The organism is Gluconacetobacter takamatsuzukensis (assembly GCF_014174275.1).
Lineage (GTDB): Bacteria > Pseudomonadota > Alphaproteobacteria > Acetobacterales > Acetobacteraceae > Gluconacetobacter > Gluconacetobacter takamatsuzukensis.
Map to the genome: position 1 here is coordinate 238,185 of NZ_JABEQK010000002.1, position 18,598 is coordinate 256,782.

The following is an 18,598-nucleotide window of genomic DNA, read 5'->3' on the forward strand; positions in this document are numbered from 1 at the left end:
GCTTTTGCCGCCCCGGCGGGCAGGGGGCACCCGGCAGGCCGCCCCCAGACCCTCGGCACGAAAAAGACCGTATCCCCAACCGGTTCCATGCGTCCGCCCTCCCGATCCCGGCCGCCATTCCGTCACAGCCGGGCGCCGGGCGCCACCCATCAAACGCCAGTGTGATGGCCGCCCCGCCATCTTCCCTTGCGGCCGCGCGGCCCGATAATATATCTAACCATATAGTTACATTTAGCCAGAAGAGAATCCGGCATGTCGAAAATCAGAACGGCCGCGGACGTCGCATCGCTGGTGCAGGACGGCGCCATCGTCGCCGTGAATTCATCGAGCGGCCTGTGCTGCCCCGATGCCATCCTCGCGGCGCTGGGCGCGCGCTTCCGTGCCGAGGGCGCACCGCGCAACCTCACGACCATCCACCCCATCGCCGCCGGCGACATGTTCGGCACCAAGGGGGTGGACCATCTGGCCCAGCCGGGCATGATCAGCCGCATCATCGGCGGCTCCTACCCGTCCGGCCCCTCCTCGGCCGAACCGCCGGCGATCCGCCAGATGGTCAAGCGCAACGAGGTCGCGGCCTATAACGTCCCCAGCGGCATCATCTTCGACATGCTGCGCGAGGGCGCTGCCAAACGGCCGGGCGTGATGACGAAGGTCGGGATGGATACGTTCGTCGACCCGGCGCAGGAAGGCTGCGCGATGAACGACGCCGCCCGCGCCGAGCCGGTCGTCAGCCGGATCGACTTCATGGGCGAGGAATGGCTCTATTTCCCCGCCATCCGCCCCACGGTCGCGATCATCCGCGCCACCACCGGCGACGAACGCGGCAACCTGACCTTCGAGGACGAGGGCGCCTATCTGGGCGCCATGGAACTGGCCCTGGCCGGCCACAATAACGGCGGCATCGTCATCGCCCAGGTCCGCCGCGTCGCCCAGTCCGGCACCCTGCGCCCGCACGACGTGCGCGTGCCCGGCATCCTGGTCGATTACGTCGTCGAAACCCCCGACCAGCTCCAGACCACCGCCACCCCATACGACCCCGCCATTTCCGGCGAAGTCTTCAAGCCCCTCGACAGTTTCGCCCTGCCCGAATTCAGCGTGGCGAAAATCATGGCCCGCCGCGTGGCGCAGGAATTGCGGCCCGGCTGGGCGGTCAATATCGGCTTCGGCATCTCGGCCAACGTGCCGCGCATCCTGCTGGAGGAAGGCCGCCATGGCGAGGTCACCTGGGTGATCGAGCAAGGCGCCGTGGGCGGCATCCCGCTGCTCGACTTCAAGTTCGGCTGCTCCGCCAATGCCGAGGCCTTCGTCGCCTCGCCGCACCAGTTCACCTATTTCCAGGCCGGCGGCTTCGACGTCTCCCTGCTCTCCTTCCTCCAGATCCACCCTAACGGCTCGGTCAACGTCTCAAAACTCTCGGCCCAGCCCCACGTCACCGCGGGCTCCGGCGGCTTCGTCGACATCACCTCCCGCGCCCGGCGGATCATCTTCTCCGGCTATTTCAACGCCGGCGCCAAATTCGCCATCGCCGACGGCCGCCTGATCATCGAGCGCGAAGGCAAGATCGCGAAAATCGTCGACGAGCTGGAACAGATTTCCTTCTCCGGCCCCCGCGCCGTGGCACAGGGCCAGGAAGTCCTCTACATCACCGAACGCTGCGTCATGCAGCTCACGCCGGACGGGCTGATGGTCACCGAAATCGCGCCGGGCATCGACCTCCAGACCCAGATCCTCGACCAGGCCCAGGCCCCGCTCCTGGTCTCCCCCACCCTGCGCATCATGGACCCCACCCTGTTCCGCCCCGAAGGCCGGCTGGCGGCATAGTCGCAAAAAAGGGGGGCGGTCTTTCCGCCCCCCACTTTCTTCTCTTCTTTTGCCTTCCGAAAAAGAAGCAAAAAGACTTTCGATCCGTCCAGCTGCGTCGCGCAGCCCAGCAAAAAACTCCCGAACGAATCAAGGTTTTTTGGTTCTTTTTTTCAAAAAAGAACAGAAACTACCCCACAGGACTGATCTGCACCTTCAAAACCCCCGGCCGATCCCGCAACGTATCGAACGCCGACTGGATCGCATGCAGCGGCACCACGCTGCCGGTAAAGGGCTCGACCCGAAAGCGTCCATGCGTCAGCAGGGTCAGCGCGTCGTGCATGTCCTCGCCCATGCCCGCGACCGATCCCTTGATCGAATTTTCCTTCAGCACCATGTCCAGCAGCCGCAGCGGGATCGTATCGTCCGGCCCGGTAATCCCGAACGCCGCGACATGCCCCCCGGGCCGGATCAGCTCGAACGCCTGCGCATACAGCGCGGGCGAGCCGATGCTTTCGATCACGATATCCGCCCCCCGCCTCCCGGTCATGCGCCGCACCGTCTCCAGCACCTGCTCGGGGCGGGTTATCACCGCGTCCGCCCCCGCCTGCGCCGCCAGTTCCGCCCGCTCGGGCGACAGTTCGACGGCAATGATCGGCGCCGCCCCCACCAGCCGCATCATCTGGATATGCAGGTTGCCGATCGGCCCGGCCCCGAGCACCACCACCGACTGCGCGAACCCCGCCCCCGCCTTGCGCGCGGCCCGCACGACGCAGGCCACCGGCTCGGTCAGCGCCAGCACTTCCGGCGCCACGTCCTCGGGCGCGGGAATGATCTGGCGCGCCGGCACCGCCACATATTCGGCAAAGGCCCCATCGCGATGGATGCCCACCTGCCGCATCTCCGCGCAGTTCAGGATCTCGTTCCGGCGGCAGAAATAGCAATGCCCGCACCCGATATTGATATCGGCCACCACCCGCTGCCCCACCGCCAGGCCGCTCACCCGCTCCCCCAGCCGCGCCAGCGTCCCGGTAAATTCATGCCCGGGAATGAAGGGCAACCGGTCCGCCGCGTAATGGCCGTGGAAGATATGCACATCCGTCCCGCAGATGCCGCACCGGTCCACCCGCACCAGCACATCGTCCGGCCCCACGGCCGGGATCGGCACCCGCGTCACCTCGAACCGTCCCGGCGCCATCAGCACCGCCGCGTCCATCGTATCCATGTCCGTCCTCCCCGAACCGCCTATTTGACGATCCGCATTTTCGAGCGATCGATCGTCGTGGCGATCGCCACGATCAGCACAAGGCCGAAGAAGATCTGCTGTCCCATGGCGGGAATATTCAGATAGAGCATGCTGGAGCGGATGACGGCGACGATCATCGTCCCGATCACGGTATTCACCACGCCCCCCACGCCCCCGGTCAGCGGCGTGCCACCCACCAGCACCGCGACGATGGCCGGCAGCAGGAACCCTTCCGCCAGCGTGGGCGACCCGCCCGACAGCTTGACGGAAAAGACCAGCCCCGCAATCGCCGCGAACATGCCCGACAGCGCAAAGGCCAGGATCTTGTAGCGCTCGACCCGAATGCCCGAGGCCACGGCCACCGGCTCGCCGGCCCCGATGGCCTTGAACGTCCGCCCGGCGGTCATCCGGCCCTGGATGAACCACGCCACCACCACCAGCAGCAGCGCCACGATCAGCTCGTGCGGAATCCCCGCCGTACGGCCCACCATCCAGCCAAACGCATGCCGCCGCTGCTCCGCATCCATGTGCAGCGCCTGCTGGCCCGAGGCAAACTGCCCCACCGACAGCGCAATGCCGCCCACAGCCAGCGTGGAAATGAAGGACGGCACCTTCAGCCGCGTCGTCACCACCCCCGACACCGCCCCGAACGCCAGCCCCGCGACAATGACCAGCAGCCCGGCCGATCCTCCCGCCGAAGGCAGCGCGATCGTCGTCAGCACCGTCGCCATGTTGGCGATCGACTGCGACGACAGGTCGATGCTGCCGATATAGATCACCAGCGTCATGCCGATCGCCATGATCAGCAGCGGCACGATATCGGCCGCCAGGTTCAGCAGGTTCTCCGGGCGGAGAAAATTGATGTCCGTCATGCCGACCAGCACCACCAGCGTGGTCAGCGTGATCCACGGAAAATGCCGCCGCAGCCGTTCGGTCCAGGCCACCCGGTCGGTCATACCATGTGATGGATCAGGTCGTAGAGCGAAGGCTTTGCGCCCGGCTGACAAGTGAACCATGTCCCGATCTCTCCATCCTTGATGACGGCAATGGTGTGACTGAGGCCGATCGCCTCTTCCAATGTATCCGCGACCAGAATCACCCCGACCCCATCGGCGGACATGTCGCGTACCATGTCGTACACGTCCTCCTTCGCGCCGATATCGAGGCCCCGCGTCGGATGATCGAGCAGGATGATGTCCGAGCCGCCGCTGCGCCATTTGGCCAGGACGACCTTCTGCTGGTTCCCGCCCGACAGGTTTCCGCAATCCGATTCTTCCGACGGCACCTTGATCGACAGCCGCCCGATCCAGTCGCGCGCCAGCGCCCGCTCGGCGGGAATGTCCAGCACGCCGGCTCGGGAATAATGCCCCATCTGCGACAGCGTCATGTTCTCGTACACGCTCATGCCGCCGGCGATGCCCTCGATCTTCCGTTCGCGCGGAATATAACCCACGCCCCGGGCGACACTGTGCGCCGCGCTGAACGCGCGCATGGCCTCGCCCCGGATGCGGATCGTCCCCCGGTCCGGCTTCTTCAGGCCGAAGATCGCGCGCAGGATGCCCTCCCGCCCCGACCCTTCCACGCCCACCAGCGCCAGCACCTCGCCCGCATGCAGCGTCAGCGACACATCGTGGTGCCGGCCGGCCGGCACCACATGGTCCAGCTCCAGCAGCACCTTGCCCGCATCGTAGGGCACCTGCCGGTTCTCGCGATAATATTCCAGCGCGATATCGCGCCCGACCATCTTCTTCTGGATGGTCTCCACCCGCGCCTCCCGGGCCGCGAGAACATCGACGACCGTCCCGTCCTTCAGCACATAGATCCGGTCGGACAGCGCGATGATCTCGTCCAGCCGATGCGACACGAAGATGAACGAGGCCCGCCGCCGCAATTCCCGCACCAGTCCGAACAGCAGCTCGATCTCATCCTTCGACAGCACCGATGTCGGCTCGTCCAGCAGGATCACCAGATGCCCCTCGACCCGCTCCTCCAGCGCCAGCACCTTCGCCAGTTCCACAAGCTGGCGCTGGGCAAAGGTCAGGCGCGAGGTGATCGTCGCCGGATCGATATCCAGCTTCACCTTGCGCAACTGCACGGCGGCGGCCCGGGCCATCTTCTTCCACCGGATGACGCCCATATCCACGAACTGCTGCTCGAACCCCAGGAAGATGTTTTCCATCACACTGAGGTTCGGAATCAGCGACTGCTCCTGGTACACCATCCCGATGCCCATCTTCATCGCGTCGCGCGGACTGCGAAAATGGACCGGCGTACCGTCGATCAGCACGGTACCGGCATCCGGCTGCACGGCACCGTAGATGATCTTCATCAGGGTGGACTTGCCCGCCCCGTTCTCGCCCACCAGCCCGATGATCTCGCCGGGCGCGATCTCCAGGTCGACCCCCTTGAGCACATGGACACCCGGATAGCGTTTCTCGACATTCCGCAATTCGAACATGGCCTATTACCTCGCGAAGGAGAGCGACCGGCGATCCATCGACAGATACACCGCCGAGATCACAAGCAGCCCGAGCACCCCGTCCTGGAGGTAGTCGGGCAGCCCCACCACCACCATGCCGTTGCCGATGACGTTCACGATCAGCACCCCGACCAGCGTGTTCCACACGCCGCCCGACCCGCCGGCCAGCCCCGTCCCGCCGACCACGACCGACGTGATGGACAGGAACATGAATCCCTGCCCGGTCTCGGTCTCCGCAATCCCCAGCCGCGCCACCGCCAGGATCGCCCCCAGTGCGAAGAAGATGCCGGCCAGGACAAAGCCGATCACCCGCACCCGCCCGACATTCAGCCCCGAGGCCCGCGCCAGTTCCTCCCCCCCGCCGACCGCATAGAAATTGCGCCCGATGGTGGTGTTGTCCTGGATGAACCAGGCCACCACCAACCCGCCCAGCGCCGCATAGGCCATCAGCGGAAAGTTCAGCACCCGCACCGTCAGCAGCGAGCGGAACAGCGGATCGTCGATCAGGATGCGGTTGCCCCCCGTCATCAGCAGCGACAGGCCCACGCCGACAAACCCCATCGACAGGCTGGCCATGAACGAGGGGATCCGCAGTCGCACATGGATCAGCCCGTTCACCGCCCCCAGCACGCCCCCCGCCAGCAGCGCGCCCGGAATCGCCACCCACCCGACATGCGCCAGCGACCCGCCCAGCCGGTTCAGCAGCATCGCGAACACCACCGCGCACACCGCCACCGTGCCTTCCATCGACAGGTCGATCGACCCCATCAAAATCACGAACGTCGCCCCCACCGCCACCATCAGCGCCGGCGATGACGACACCGCGATCCGGGCAAAATTGCGCAGGGACAGGAAATGCGGATTCACCGCCGAAAAGAACAGGACAAGCACCAGCAATACCAGAAACGGCACCCATTTCCTGATACTGTCCATCATAGAACCATGTGTCATGGTCGCCACTCGCCTCATGAACCGACGCATCGGACCGTCCGGGAAAATCCGTGACCGTTACGAGCGATACTGGATCTGGCCCTTGCTCAGCCCCCAGAAATCCTTCCAGTCGTATTTCGGGTTGCTGTCGATGTATTTCGCCTTGAAATCACGGGCATCCTTCGTCGTCACCAGCACGGTGGGCCCATAGAATTCCCGATGTTCCTTGGGCTCCTTGGAGGGTTTGAAAACCCCCGTCGCCGCGTAATAGGCCAGCGACGCCGTAATGCCCCCGCCCCAATAGGGGTTGGTGAACACCGTCGCCAGCAGCTTGCCCTGCGCCACCAGGTCCACCGCCTGCGGGTTGCCGTCATAGGACACGACGGGCATGTTCTCGATCCCCTCGGCCCGCAGCGCCTCGATCACGCCATAGGCCATGGTGTCGCTGGCGCAATGCACGCCCTTGATCGCATCGCCATAGCGGGTCAGGAACCCCGACATCACCTGGTTGGCCTTCTGCGTATCCCAGTCGGCGGCCTGCTCGGCCAGCAGCTCGACATTGGGGTAGCTCTTCAGCGCATTCTTCAGCCCCGCCAGCCGCTCGATCGCCGGATTGTTCGACGCGATGCCGCCCAGATGCACCAGCCCGCCCTTGCCGCCCATGGCCTCGATCAGGATGCGCGCCGTCTGCTCCGACGGTCCCACATCCGACCATGTCATGTGTGACACGTAATTATCGCCGAAATCCCAGGGGTGCAGGTCGTCGGTCTTGTTCCAGATCGTCGAGACATAAGCCCCCGCCCCCGCCACGGCCTCCACCACCGGCCGGCAGTTCGGCATGTCGTTGGGGTCGGCGGCCAGCGCCACCCCGCTGCCATAGCGCGAGAGCAGCGCCTTGATATCGGCCAGCGATTTCTCGCTGGACCCGCCATTGATCAGGTTCAGCAGCGCGCTCTTCGGCAGGCCGAGGCTTTCCACGAACGCCTCGCCGCCCGAGACGATGGAATTCCAGTACGGATTGGTCCGGTCGCGATAGCTCCACGCGATCTTCGGATTCGCCCCCGCCGCGCGGGCCGGGCCGGGCCGCAACCCGGCCGAGGCCGCCAGTCCGCCCAGCCCGTAGGCCGAAAGCAGAAGCAGGTTGCGGCGATTGATCGTCTGCTGCTCGATATATTGTCTTATGAAGGACATGTCTGTCTCCGGGGCGCCTGCATTCCGGCATGTCGCGGGCTTCGTGGCCCGTTTTCGCGACGATGCGGCGCTCTTATTATCGAACTAGATAGTTACCTAAACGCGGCCGCGAATCAACGCGCCCGATCGCACAGCCGCGTGAAGTCCGGCCCCCGGCCGGACAAGGCACCTCACGGCGTCGGCGCGTTCTCGCGCAGCAGCCCCTGCCGCTTCAGGTCGGCCCAGAATGCCGCCGGGATCGGATGGCTGAACCATGCCAGGTTCTGCTCCAGCTGCTCCACCGTGCGCGTCCCGGCGCAGAAGGACGGAATGGCCGGATGCGCCACCACAAACTGAAGCGCCGCCGCCGGCAGCGGCACGTCATGGTCGCGGCAGACGGCCTCGATCCGCGCCACCCGCTCCATGATCTCCCGTGGCGCGGGCGCATAATTATACTTCGCCCCCGGCACCGCCCCGGTCGCCAGAATGCCGGAATTGAACCCCCCGCCCACCAGCACCGCCGCCCCCCGCGCCTCGCACAGCGGCAGGAATTCGTCCAGCGCCTCCTGCTCCAGCAGCGTGTAGCGCCCCGCCAGCAGAAAACAGTCGAAATCCCGCATCTGCAACGCCTGGTGGCAGACCTCCCATTCATTCACCCCCACGCCGATGGCCTTCACCACGCCTTCGTCGCGCAGCCGCTCCAGCGCCCGCCAGCACCCGTCCATCGCCTGCGCGAACAGCTCGGGCTGCGCATCCCCCTGCGTAAACCGATCGACATCGTGGATGAACATCATGTCGATCCGCTCCAGCCCCAGCCGCTGCAACGAATCCTCGAACGACCGCATCGTCCCGTCATAGCTGTAATCGAAGACCATCCGGTTCGGCGCGGCATTGTTCCACGGCGCGAAATCGATCTCCGACCGCCGCGCGGCATGCAGCACCCGCCCCACCTTCGACGCCAGCACGAATTCGTCCCGCGCCTTCCACCGCAGCGCATGGCCCAGCCGCAATTCCGCCAGCCCATGCCCATACATCGGCGCGGTGTCGTAAAACCGCACGCCCGCATCCCAAGCGTGCCGGATCATGCCATCGGCAACATCATCCTCCATCTCCCGGAGGAAATTCCCGATCGGCGCCGTGCCGAAGGCAAAGGCCGTCACATCCAGGCCGGTCCGGCCAAACTTGCGCTTTTCCGATGGTTGCATCGTTGGTCATCCTTTTTTGGTCCGATGTTCTTTTTTGCATCGGCTTTCTCTTCGTTCTTTTTTGAAAAAAAGAACCAAAAAACTTTGATTCGGTCAGGGACATCGTATCGCTCAGGCACATGGCTCCCGACCGAATAAAAGTCTTTTTTCTTCTTTTTCTTCAGAAAAAGAAGACCCTTCCTCACAACTTCCCCATCAACTCCGGCACGATGGAAAACAGATCCCCCACCAGCGCATAATCCGCAACCTTGAAGATCGGCGCATCCTCATCCTTGTTGATGGCCACAATCACTTTCGAATCCTTCATCCCCGCCAGATGCTGGATCGCCCCCGAAATCCCAACTGCGAGATACAGATCCGGTGCCACCACCTTGCCCGTCTGCCCCACCTGCCAGTCATTGGGCGCATATCCCAGATCCACCGCCGCGCGGCTGGCCCCCACGGCCGCCCCCATCTTGTCGGCCAGCCGGATGATGGCATCGAAATTCTCCTTCGACCCCACGCCCCGGCCGCCGGAGACAACGATGCGGGCCGATGCCAGTTCCGGCCGTTCCGAAACCACTGCCGCATCCTCGATCCACACCGACAGGCCCGGGTCCGCCACCGCCGCCACGGTCTCGACCGGTGCCGGCTCCTGCCGCCCCACCGCGCCGAAGACCGAGGTCCGCACGGTCAGGACCACGACCGGGTCGGTGGACTCCACCGTCTGCACCGCATTGCCGGCATAGACAGGCCGGTCGAACGAATCCGCGCCATGCACGGCAATCACGTCCGACAGCACCATCACGTTCAGCAGGGCGGCAACACGCGGCAGGATATTGCGGGCAAAGGCGGTCGCGGGGGCCGCGATATGGCGATACTCCGATGCCAGCGACGCGACCAGCGCCGCCGCCGGCTCCGCCAGCCCGTGGCGCAGGCTCTCGCCCTCGGCCAGCAGCACTTTCGCGACCCCTTTCAGCGACGCCGCCTCCCGCGCCGCCTCGGCACCGTCGCCGGCGGCAACCAGCACATGCACCTCCCCCAGCGGGGCAAGGGCGGAGAGCGTCCGCGCAACCGCATCGGTGGCCAGACGGCCCTGATGGGTTTCGGCCAGCAGCAGAACAGTCATCAGAGTACTCCCGCCTGGGTCTTGAGTTTGTCGACCAGTTCATCCACCGACGCCACCCGCACGCCCGCGACACGCTGCGCGGGCTCGACCGTGCGCACGATCTTCAAGCGTGGCGTCACATCCACATCCAGCTCCGCCGCCGTGCGGTCCTCCAGCGGCTTCTTCTTGGCCTTCATGATGCTGGGCAGCGAGACATAGCGCGGCTCGTTCAGGCGCAGGTCCACGGTCACGACGGCCGGCAGTTTCACACCGATGGTCTGCAACCCGCCATCGACCTCCCGCGTCACCACGGCACGGCCATCGGCGATCTCGATCTTGGAGGCAAAGGTCGCCTGCCCCCAGCCCAGCAGCCCCGCCAGCATCTGGCCGGTGGCGTTCATGTCGTTGTCGATGGCCTGCTTGCCGGCAATCACCAGGTCGGGCCGCTCCGCCTCCACGATCCGCGACAGCAGCCGCGCCACGGCAAGCGGCTCGATATCCCGGTTCACGTCCGACGTGGCATCGACCAGGATCGCCCGGTCGGCCCCCATGGCCAGCGCCGTGCGCAGCGTATCCTTCGCCTGCTGCACCCCGATCGACACGACGACGATCTCCGAGGCCACGCCGCGCTCCTTCAGGCGCACGGCTTCCTCCACCGCGATCTCGTCGAACGGATTCATCGACATCTTGACGTTCGCCAGCTCGACCCCGCTCCCATCCGTGCGGACACGGACCTTCACGTTGTAGTCGACCACCCGTTTGACAGGGACAAGAATCTTCATGATTTCCTCGGCATGTTCAACAGACGGACCGAAAGCGCTCGACCATCGTGTCCAGGACCTCCGCCGGGTCGCGCTTCCACCAATTATTCGCGGAGAAGATTTCCACCTCGCAGAATCCCCGGTACCCGGCAGCCTCCACGGCCGCGCGCAGGCCCCGCAGATCGGCCACCCCATCGCCCATCATGCCGCGATCCAGCAGCACATCCGTCGTCGGCACCAGCCAGTCGCACAGATGAAACCCCAGAATGCGCCGCCCCGCCCGCACAAGCTGGCGCGGCAGGTCGGTATCCCACCACACATGATAGACATCGATCGCCACCCCCAGACCTTCGGCGCCGATCAGGTCGCACAGATCCAGCGCATCCCGCGCCGTGGTCAGGCAGGACCGGTCCCCGGCATAGACCGGGTGCAGCGGCTCCAGCGCCAGCTGCACGCCACAGGCGGCAGCATGGGGCAGCACCGCGGCCACCCGCTCGGCCACGATCTTCAGGCTCTCGGCCACCCCCTTCGTCCCGGCCTCCACCCCGCCGGTCACGATCGTCAGCACCGGCGCGCCCAGGGCCGCGGCCTCGTCGATCGCCAGCCGGAAATCGTCCCGGATTTCCACCGTCCCGCGCGGCGCCAGCGGGCCGACCAGAAAGGGCGCGCGGCACAGCCCCGCCACGCTCACCCCGGCGGCACGCGCATGGGCACCGATGACCGCAGCCCGGCCCGCAATCTCCCGCCGCCAGAACACGATCCCGCCGATCCCGCGCTCCGCGCAGGCATCGATGGTCCGCTCCGGCGACCACCCTGCCCCGGCACCGGGGACATTATGGCCCAGCGTCGCGGTATTCAGCGCCAGCGCCGTAAGGTCGTGACGAAAATCGCGCATCTCATGCCCCGTAGAGCGCAAGCAGCGATTTCATGCGGCTGGCCGCGCGCTCGGGGTCGCGCAGCAGCCCGCACCCGTCGGCAAGGCGAAAGATCCCGGTAAAATAAGGCAATGGCCGCATCGCCTGCGCCCCGTTGACCATGACGAAATGGTCCTGAAAACCATTCAGCCACGCCAGAAAGACCACACCCGTCTTGTAGAACCGCGTCGGCGCGCGAAAGATCAGCCGCGCCAGCGGCACGGTCGGGTCCAGCACGGCATGGAAGGCCGCCACATCCCCCTCCCCCAGCTTCGCCACGGCGTAGGACGCAGCGGCGGCCAGCGGGTCGAAGATCCCCAGCAGCGCGTGGCTGAACCCCTGCCCATCCCCCGCGATCAGTTCGGGATAGTTGAAATCGTCCCCCGTATACATCCGCACGCCTTCCGGCAGGCGGCGCCGCAGGATGATCTCCTTCTCCTTGTCCAGCAGCGAGATCTTGATCCCGTCGATGCGCGACCGGTTCTCCTCGATGATCGCCAGCACCGTCTCCAGCGCCCCGTCGAAATCGCGGCTGCCCCAATATCCCGCCAGTTCCGGGTCGAACATCTCGCCCAGCCAGTGCAGGATCACCGGCTGCTCGCACTGCGCCAGTACCGTGCGATAGACGCGCTCGTAATCCTTGCCGCTCTGCGCCACGCGCACCAGCGCCCGGCTGGCCATCAGGATCAGCCGGCCGCCGACGGCCTGGATCGCCTCCACCTGTTCCAAATAGGCGCCGATCACCTGGTCGACCGAGCGGGCATGAAGCGGGTCCAACTGGTCCGTCCCGCAGCCATTGCCGATCAGCGCATCGGGCAGTTCCGCCCGCGTGCGCCGGATCAGCTCCAGCGAGCGCGGCCAGTCCATCCCCATGCCGCGCTGCGCCGTATCCATGGCCTCGGCAATGCCCAGCCCCAGCCCGGCCAGATACCGGCGGAACTCGAGTGTCTTCTCCCAGTCCACGGCGGCCGGTCCGGAAGGATCGGCGGCGGTGAACGGATCGGCCACCACATGCGCGGCCGAATAAACGATCCGCGCAGGGTCGCGCGGCAATACCGCATGCGGCAGGGGCGTGCCGGTCATGACATGATCCGTCATCCGGCCCGTTTCGTCGGGAAGTGCGATTTTCATGGCCATTCTCAAAAACGGGGCACGAGCATGCCGGCATCGGCCGAAATGACCTGCCCGGTGGTATAAGGAAGCTTTCCGCAGGCAAGCGTCGCGATGATGGTCCCGATCTCCCCGGGCTCCCCCACGCGCGGCATCAGCGTCAGCCCGTCGGCGGCGCGTTTGCGATAGGCCTCGATCACCGGCGCCGTCATGTCGGTGGCCACCAACCCGGGCTGCACGTCGTAAACGGCGATATTCTCCGGCCCCAGCCGCACGGCCAGCGCCTTCGACACCATCGCGGCCGCCGCCTTCGACACGCAATATTCCGCCCGCTGCACCGCCACGGCCACGGCGTTGGACGAGGTCACGTTCACCACCGCATGAAACAGCGCCTCCGGCCGCGCCCGCGCCAGCAGCCGCCGCGCAAAGGCCTGCGACAGAAAGAACGCCGCCCGTGCATTGACCGTCAGGCAGCGGTCCCAGCTTTCCTCGCTGACATCCAGCAGGTCGCCCCGGTGCAGCACGCCGACGCCGGCATTGTTCACCAGCGTCGTCAGCGGCCCCAGCGTGTCCTCGATCCGCGCCAGCCAGGGCGCGTGCGCGGCGGTGTCGCCCACGTCGAAGGGTGCCGCCATCACCGGCACGCCCAGCGCCTCCACCCGCGCCACCGCCGCGTGCAGTTCGGCGTCCGCGACGGGCCCGTTGATCGCCACCGCAAAGCCGGCCCGCGCCAGCGCCTCGGCGGCCGCCAGCCCGATCCCGCGCGAGGACCCGGTGACCAGCGCAACCTGTCTCATGCCCGCGCGCCCTTCTTCATCAGCTCGCGGGCGATGATCATGCGCTGGATCTGGTTGGTCCCTTCATAGATCTGCGTGATCTTGGCATCGCGATACAGCCGCTCGACCTCGAAACCCCGGATATAGCCCGAGCCCCCGAACACCTGCACCGCATCCGCCGTCCGGGCGACGGCGGCATCCCCGGCGAAGCATTTGGCCATCGAGCACGCACGCGTGGCGTCCAGCCCCCGGTCGATCTTCACGGCGGCGGAATGCACCAGCAGCCGCGCCGCCTCGATATCCTTCGCCATGTCGGCCAGCAGCCACTGCACGCCCTGGAATTCCGCGATATGCTTGCCGAACTGCTTGCGGGTGCCCGCATAATCCACGGCGGCTTCCAGCCCCGCCTGGGCAATGCCCACGGCCAGCGCCGCAATGCCCACGCGCCCCTTGTCCAGCACGCTCATCATCATGTGGAACCCGCGCCCGGCCTCGCCCAGCAGCGCATCGCGCCCCAGCCGCACGTCCGAGAAGTTCAGTCCCCCCACCTGGCTGGCCCGCTGCCCCATCTTGTGTTCCTTGGGCCCGCGCTCCACCCCCTGCGCATGCAGGTCGACGATAAAGATCGACATGCCCCGGGTGCCCGCTTCCCTGTCGGTCCGCGCCAGCACGAAGCCGGTATCCGCGACCGGGGCATTATGGATCCAGATCTTCCCGCCATTCAGCACCCAGCCATCGCCATCCTTCTCGGCGGTGGTGCGGATCCCCGATACATCGGTCCCGGCCTCGGGCTCGGTGATGCAGTACGCCACCTTGCGCCGCATGCCCAGGATATCGGGCAGCATCGCCTGCTGCCGCCCGGTGCCATGCCGCACCAGCAGGGTCGAGATCAGCTCCACCAGCCCGCACTGGTCCGCCACGCTGGCGTACCCGCGCGAAAGCTCCTCCATCACCACGGCATAGGTCAGCGTGTCGAATCCCGGCCCGCCCAGCGCCTCGGGAACGCCGATGCCGAACAGGCCCAGTTCCGCCATCTGGTCGTAAATTTCGGAAGGGAACCGCTCCTCGCGGTCCAGCGCCTCGGCAGCGGGGCGAATCACCTCGTCGGCGAAGGCCTGGACTGTCTCGCGCACCTGTTCCTGTGTCTCGTTCAGATACATTCCGGCATTCCCGCTCAAATATGAACTAACTGGTTACATACATCCGGGCAGAGGCCCGATCAAGGACAAAGCAGCCGCCACCCCCGTCACATTCCCCCGATTCCACGCAAAGGATCGCAATCGCAGGCCCCAGCGACCCGCCGGCCCCGATCGCACACGGCATGGAACATCCGAATCCCTGTTGTTTTCAACAGCATTTTTCACGAACCCGGCACAAACCCCTTCCCGCCGGCTCCCCCGCCTATCACGGCAAATTGAGTTACCCCGCCCGAGCCGCCGGTCTATCAGTATGTAACCAGACGGTGCGTTTGGGCGAAGTCGTTCTAGAAAAACAGGTGCCGTCGCAAAAATGCGACACCAGGCATAATAAAAACAGGACGCCGAAAGATGATGAAAGCCGGAACCAGGCAACCGACAGGCAAGGCAGGCGCCACCTCCGCGCGCCCCCAGTCGCCGCCTGCGCGCAAACGAACCAACCGGCCTTCCAACGGTTGACCGACCCACGGGCGCACCCGCGCCCGCGTCGCGTCACACCGTTTCACGCATCGCCTCGCGACTTCGCGACATGCGCCCGACCACCCAACCACGCCCGACCACCCAACCAGGGAGGACAGTTCGTCGATGAACGACATGGCATATGGGGCGCTCCTGCCTGAAACCCCGCGTGAATTCGGTTTTTTCGTCGATGGTGCATGGCGCGCCGGCCATGACTGGTTCACGCGCACATCCCCCAGCCACGACATTCCGGTCACGCGCATCGCCCGCTGCACGACGGACGATCTGGATGCCGCCGTCGCCGCCGCCCGCCGCGCGTTCGAGAACCGGAGCTGGGCCGGCCTGCCCGGCGCCGAGCGCGCCGGCATCCTGCTGCGCACCGCCGAGGGCCTGCGCCGTCGCCGCGACGAAATCGCCTATTGGGAAGTGCTGGAAAACGGCAAGCCCCTGACCCAGGCACGCGGCGAGATCGACCATTGCATCGCGTGTTTCGAGGTCGCGGCCGGCGCGGCCCGCCTGATGCACGGCGACAGTTTCAACAATCTGGGCGATAGCCTGCTGGGCCTGACGCTGCGCGAGCCCATCGGCGTCGTCGGCCTGATCACGCCATGGAACTTTCCGTTCCTGATCCTGTGCGAGCGCGTGCCCTTCATCCTCGCCTCGGGCTGCACGCTGGTCGTCAAGCCCGCCGAAGTCACCAGCGCCACCACCCTGATCCTGGCCGATATCCTTGCCGAGGCCGGCCTGCCGGGCGGCGTCTACAACGTGGTCACGGGCGCGGGCCGCACCATCGGCCAGGCACTGGCGGACCATCCGGACGTGGACATGCTGTCCTTCACCGGCTCCACCGCCGTCGGCCGCTCCTGCGTCCACGCCTCGGCCGACAGCAACCTCAAGAAGCTGGGGCTGGAACTCGGCGGCAAGAACCCGATCGTCGTCTTCGCCGACGCCAACCTGCACGACGCCGCCGATGCCGTGGCCTTCGGCATCGGCTTCAACACCGGCCAGTGCTGCGTCTCCTCCAGCCGCCTGATCGTGGAACGGTCGGTGGCGCGCGAATTCGAAACCATCCTGGCCGACAAGATGGCGAAGATCCGTGTCGGCGACCCGTTCGATCCGCAAACCCAGATCGGCGCCATAACCACCCAGGCCCAGAACGACACCATCATGGGCTATATCGCCCAGGGCCAGAAAGAGGGTGCGAAGCTGCTGTTCGGCGGCCGGGCGCTGGATCTGGGGCGCGGCCATTTCATCCAGCCGACCCTCTTCTCCGACCTCACCCCCTCCATGGCGGTCGGGCGGGAGGAAATCTTCGGCCCCGTTCTGTCCTCCTTCCATTTCGACACGACGGAGCAGGCGATCGCGCTGGCCAACGACACGGTCTACGGCCTCGCGGCCTCGCTGTGGACGCGCGACATCGACAGGGCGCTGACCGTCACCCGCCGCGTGCGCGCCGGCCGCTTCTGGGTCAACACCATCATGGCCGGCGGGCCGGAAACCCCCATCGGCGGCTTCAAGCAGTCGGGCTGGGGTCGGGAATCCGGCCTGCTGGGCGTCGAGGAATATACCCAAGTCAAATCGGTGCATATCGAAACCGGCGGCCGCACGCACTGGATCGCATCATGACGCAGGGATTCGACTATATCATCGTCGGCGGCGGCTCGGCCGGCTGCGTCCTGGCGGCGCTGCTGTCCGAAAACCCGTCCTCCCGCGTCTGTCTTTTCGAAGCCGGCAAGCGCGACACCAACCCGCTGATCCACATGCCGATCGGCTTCGCCAGGATGACGACGGGCCCCATGACATGGGGCCTGACCACCACGCCGCAGAAACACGCCAACAACCGGCAGATCCCCTATGTGCAGGCCCGGGTGCTGGGCGGCGGCTCGTCGATCAATGCCGAAGTCTTCACCCGCGGCCACCCTTCCGACTACGACCGCTGGGTCGAGGAAGGCGCCGAGGGCTGGGGTTTTCGTGATATCCAGAAATACATGATCCGCTCCGAGGGCAATACGATGCTCTCGGGCCCCTGGCACGGCACCGACGGCCCGCTGGGCGTGTCCAACCTGTCCGAGCCCAATCCGGTCAGCCGCGCCTTCGTGCAGAGCTGCCAGGAGATGGGCATGCCCTACAACCCCGATTTCAACGGCGCGGTGCAGGAGGGCGCGGGCATCTACCAGATGACCATCCGCAACAACCGCCGCTGCTCCGCCGCCGTCGGCTATCTGCGCCCGGCGCTGGGGCGGCCCAACCTGCATGTCGTCACCGGCGTGCAGGTGCAGCGCATCGTCTTCGAGGGCCGCCATGCCGCCGGCGTGGAATATCTCACGCGCGACGGCACAAGCCGCATCGCCCGCGCCGACCGCGAGGTCATCGTCACCTCGGGCGCCATCGGCACGCCCAAGCTGCTGATGCTCTCCGGCGTGGGCCCCGCCGCCCACCTGCGCCAGCACGACATCTCCGTGGTGCAGGACCTGCCCGGCGTGGGCCAGAACCTGCAGGATCATTTCGGCGTCGACGTGGTGGCGGAACTCAACACGCACGACAGTCTCGACAAATACCGCAAGCCCCACTGGATGCTCTATGCGGGCCTGCAATACGCCCTGTTCAAATCCGGCCCGGTGACGTCGAACGTGGTCGAGGCCGGGGCCTTCTGGTATTCCGACCGCCAGGCCCCCTGCCCCGACCTGCAATTCCATTTCCTGGCCGGCGCGGGGGCCGAGGCCGGCGTGGCCTCGGTGGACAAGGGCATGTCGGGCGTGACGCTCAACAGCTACGCGTTGCGCCCCAAGTCGCGCGGCTCCGTCACCCTGCGCTCCTCCGACCCGCGCGAGGCCCCGCTGGTCGATCCCAACTTCCTGGCCGACCCCGACGACCTGCGCATTTCGGCGGAAGGCGTGCGCCTCAGCGTCGATCTCTTCTCGCGCCCGTCGCTGCGCAAATATGTCCGCCGGGTCGCCGGTTTCGACCGCACCCCCACCACCCGCTCGGGGTTCGAAGCCTATGCCCGCCAGCACGGCCGCACCTCCTACCACCCCACCTGCACCTGCAAGATGGGCCGCGACGCCATGTCGGTGGTCGATCCGCAACTGCGCATCCACGGTCTGGAAGGTATCCGGATCTGCGACAGTTCGATCATGCCCTCCATCATCGGCTCCAACACCAACGCCCCGACCATCATGATCGCCGAGCGGGCAGCCGACCTGATCCGGGGCAACGCCTAGCAACGGCGCCCCGGACAAACCGGCGCGATAGACGACCAATATTCGCGCCGGCTTTACCGAAGACGAATCACCGATCCGCCAGAGCAGGTAAATGCTGAAGGCGGATCGGCGTGTACGGACTGCCGAACGTTAAAATATCATCATGCCCGTACCAGTAACGGATCACGCGAAACCAGAAATGTGAACGTGTAACAAATCGACCAACGCCACTGTGCCGCAAGCATGAGCCTTCGTTCGGGCAAGG

15 protein-coding genes are annotated in these 18,598 nt (G+C 66.1%); 3 read left to right on the top strand and 12 right to left on the bottom strand.

What is annotated here, in order from left to right; translation table 11 throughout:
• Positions 1-252: 252 nt before the first annotated feature.
• Complete coding sequence (locus HLH27_RS03395; protein WP_182947793.1) at positions 253-1,821, top strand: acyl CoA:acetate/3-ketoacid CoA transferase; 1,569 nt, start codon at positions 253-255, stop codon at positions 1,819-1,821.
• A 169-nt stretch (positions 1,822-1,990) separates the two neighbouring features.
• Here HLH27_RS03395 and HLH27_RS03400 read toward each other — a convergent pair whose 3' ends face one another.
• From HLH27_RS03400 to HLH27_RS03455, 12 genes are all read right to left on the bottom strand, one after another.
• Positions 1,991-3,025 carry a zinc-dependent alcohol dehydrogenase gene (locus tag HLH27_RS03400; RefSeq protein ID WP_182947796.1) on the bottom strand — a complete coding sequence of 345 codons (1,035 nt, stop codon included), beginning with the start codon at positions 3,023-3,025 and terminating at the stop codon, positions 1,991-1,993.
• A 20-nt stretch (positions 3,026-3,045) separates the two neighbouring features.
• The gene (locus HLH27_RS03405) at positions 3,046-4,002 is read right to left on the bottom strand and encodes an ABC transporter permease (RefSeq protein ID WP_182947799.1); all 957 of its coding nucleotides are present in this window, start codon (positions 4,000-4,002) and stop codon (positions 3,046-3,048) included.
• Positions 3,999-5,504: a sugar ABC transporter ATP-binding protein gene (locus tag HLH27_RS17175; RefSeq protein ID WP_182947802.1), complete on the bottom strand. Its 1,506-nt coding sequence runs from the start codon at positions 5,502-5,504 to the stop codon at positions 3,999-4,001. The genes HLH27_RS03405 and HLH27_RS17175 overlap by 4 nt, the downstream gene beginning before the upstream one ends.
• 6 nt (positions 5,505-5,510) lie before the next feature.
• Positions 5,511-6,476, bottom strand: coding sequence for an ABC transporter permease (locus tag HLH27_RS03415; RefSeq protein WP_182947805.1), 966 nt, complete (start codon positions 6,474-6,476; stop codon positions 5,511-5,513).
• A gap of 57 nt (positions 6,477-6,533) precedes the next feature.
• Positions 6,534-7,646, bottom strand: coding sequence for a sugar ABC transporter substrate-binding protein (locus HLH27_RS03420; RefSeq protein ID WP_182947808.1), 1,113 nt, complete (start codon positions 7,644-7,646; stop codon positions 6,534-6,536).
• A gap of 170 nt (positions 7,647-7,816) precedes the next feature.
• Positions 7,817-8,830: an aldo/keto reductase gene (locus tag HLH27_RS03425; RefSeq protein ID WP_182947811.1), complete on the bottom strand. Its 1,014-nt coding sequence runs from the start codon at positions 8,828-8,830 to the stop codon at positions 7,817-7,819.
• Positions 8,831-9,011: 181 nt separating this feature from the next.
• The gene (locus HLH27_RS03430) at positions 9,012-9,938 is read right to left on the bottom strand and encodes an electron transfer flavoprotein subunit alpha/FixB family protein (RefSeq protein WP_182947813.1); all 927 of its coding nucleotides are present in this window, start codon (positions 9,936-9,938) and stop codon (positions 9,012-9,014) included.
• The gene (locus HLH27_RS03435) at positions 9,938-10,699 is read right to left on the bottom strand and encodes an electron transfer flavoprotein subunit beta/FixA family protein (RefSeq protein ID WP_182947814.1); all 762 of its coding nucleotides are present in this window, start codon (positions 10,697-10,699) and stop codon (positions 9,938-9,940) included. The genes HLH27_RS03430 and HLH27_RS03435 overlap by 1 nt, the downstream gene beginning before the upstream one ends.
• A 16-nt stretch (positions 10,700-10,715) precedes the next feature.
• Positions 10,716-11,573 (bottom strand): sugar phosphate isomerase/epimerase family protein, encoded by an 858-nt coding sequence (locus tag HLH27_RS03440; protein ID WP_182947815.1) that lies wholly within the window; start codon positions 11,571-11,573, stop codon positions 10,716-10,718.
• A 1-nt stretch (position 11,574) separates the two neighbouring features.
• On the bottom strand, positions 11,575-12,729 hold the full coding sequence (locus tag HLH27_RS03445; RefSeq protein WP_220790264.1) for a dihydrodipicolinate synthase family protein: 1,155 nt from the start codon (positions 12,727-12,729) through the stop codon (positions 11,575-11,577).
• Between the two features lie 2 nt (positions 12,730-12,731).
• Positions 12,732-13,499 carry a 3-ketoacyl-ACP reductase gene (locus HLH27_RS03450; RefSeq protein ID WP_182947817.1) on the bottom strand — a complete coding sequence of 256 codons (768 nt, stop codon included), beginning with the start codon at positions 13,497-13,499 and terminating at the stop codon, positions 12,732-12,734.
• Entirely contained in the window at positions 13,496-14,638 is a 1,143-nt protein-coding gene (locus HLH27_RS03455; RefSeq protein ID WP_182947818.1) for an acyl-CoA dehydrogenase family protein, read from the bottom strand. Before HLH27_RS03455 ends, HLH27_RS03450 begins: the two co-directional genes overlap by 4 nt.
• A gap of 621 nt (positions 14,639-15,259) precedes the next feature.
• Between HLH27_RS03455 and HLH27_RS03460 the strand changes: the two genes are divergently transcribed.
• Both HLH27_RS03460 and HLH27_RS03465 read left to right on the top strand, forming a co-directional pair.
• Entirely contained in the window at positions 15,260-16,759 is a 1,500-nt protein-coding gene (locus tag HLH27_RS03460; RefSeq protein ID WP_182947819.1) for an aldehyde dehydrogenase family protein, read from the top strand.
• The gene (locus tag HLH27_RS03465) at positions 16,756-18,354 is read left to right on the top strand and encodes a GMC family oxidoreductase (protein ID WP_182947821.1); all 1,599 of its coding nucleotides are present in this window, start codon (positions 16,756-16,758) and stop codon (positions 18,352-18,354) included. The genes HLH27_RS03460 and HLH27_RS03465 overlap by 4 nt, the downstream gene beginning before the upstream one ends.
• Positions 18,355-18,598 lie beyond the last annotated feature (244 nt).

Bases quoted from the DNA above. Each gene is read 5' to 3' on its own strand.
- HLH27_RS03395 (WP_182947793.1), top strand. From the start codon at position 253: ATGTCGAAAATCAGAACGGCCGCGGACGTCGCATCGCTGGTGCAGGAC.
- HLH27_RS03400 (WP_182947796.1), bottom strand. From the start codon at position 3,025: ATGGATACGATGGACGCGGCGGTGCTGATGGCGCCGGGACGGTTCGAG.
- HLH27_RS03405 (WP_182947799.1), bottom strand. From the start codon at position 4,002: ATGACCGACCGGGTGGCCTGGACCGAACGGCTGCGGCGGCATTTTCCG.
- HLH27_RS17175 (WP_182947802.1), bottom strand. From the start codon at position 5,504: ATGTTCGAATTGCGGAATGTCGAGAAACGCTATCCGGGTGTCCATGTG.
- HLH27_RS03415 (WP_182947805.1), bottom strand. From the start codon at position 6,476: ATGACACATGGTTCTATGATGGACAGTATCAGGAAATGGGTGCCGTTT.
- HLH27_RS03420 (WP_182947808.1), bottom strand. From the start codon at position 7,646: ATGTCCTTCATAAGACAATATATCGAGCAGCAGACGATCAATCGCCGC.
- HLH27_RS03425 (WP_182947811.1), bottom strand. From the start codon at position 8,830: ATGCAACCATCGGAAAAGCGCAAGTTTGGCCGGACCGGCCTGGATGTG.
- HLH27_RS03430 (WP_182947813.1), bottom strand. From the start codon at position 9,938: ATGACTGTTCTGCTGCTGGCCGAAACCCATCAGGGCCGTCTGGCCACC.
- HLH27_RS03435 (WP_182947814.1), bottom strand. From the start codon at position 10,699: ATGAAGATTCTTGTCCCTGTCAAACGGGTGGTCGACTACAACGTGAAG.
- HLH27_RS03440 (WP_182947815.1), bottom strand. From the start codon at position 11,573: ATGCGCGATTTTCGTCACGACCTTACGGCGCTGGCGCTGAATACCGCG.
- HLH27_RS03445 (WP_220790264.1), bottom strand. From the start codon at position 12,729: ATGGCCATGAAAATCGCACTTCCCGACGAAACGGGCCGGATGACGGAT.
- HLH27_RS03450 (WP_182947817.1), bottom strand. From the start codon at position 13,499: ATGAGACAGGTTGCGCTGGTCACCGGGTCCTCGCGCGGGATCGGGCTG.
- HLH27_RS03455 (WP_182947818.1), bottom strand. From the start codon at position 14,638: ATGTATCTGAACGAGACACAGGAACAGGTGCGCGAGACAGTCCAGGCC.
- HLH27_RS03460 (WP_182947819.1), top strand. From the start codon at position 15,260: ATGAACGACATGGCATATGGGGCGCTCCTGCCTGAAACCCCGCGTGAA.
- HLH27_RS03465 (WP_182947821.1), top strand. From the start codon at position 16,756: ATGACGCAGGGATTCGACTATATCATCGTCGGCGGCGGCTCGGCCGGC.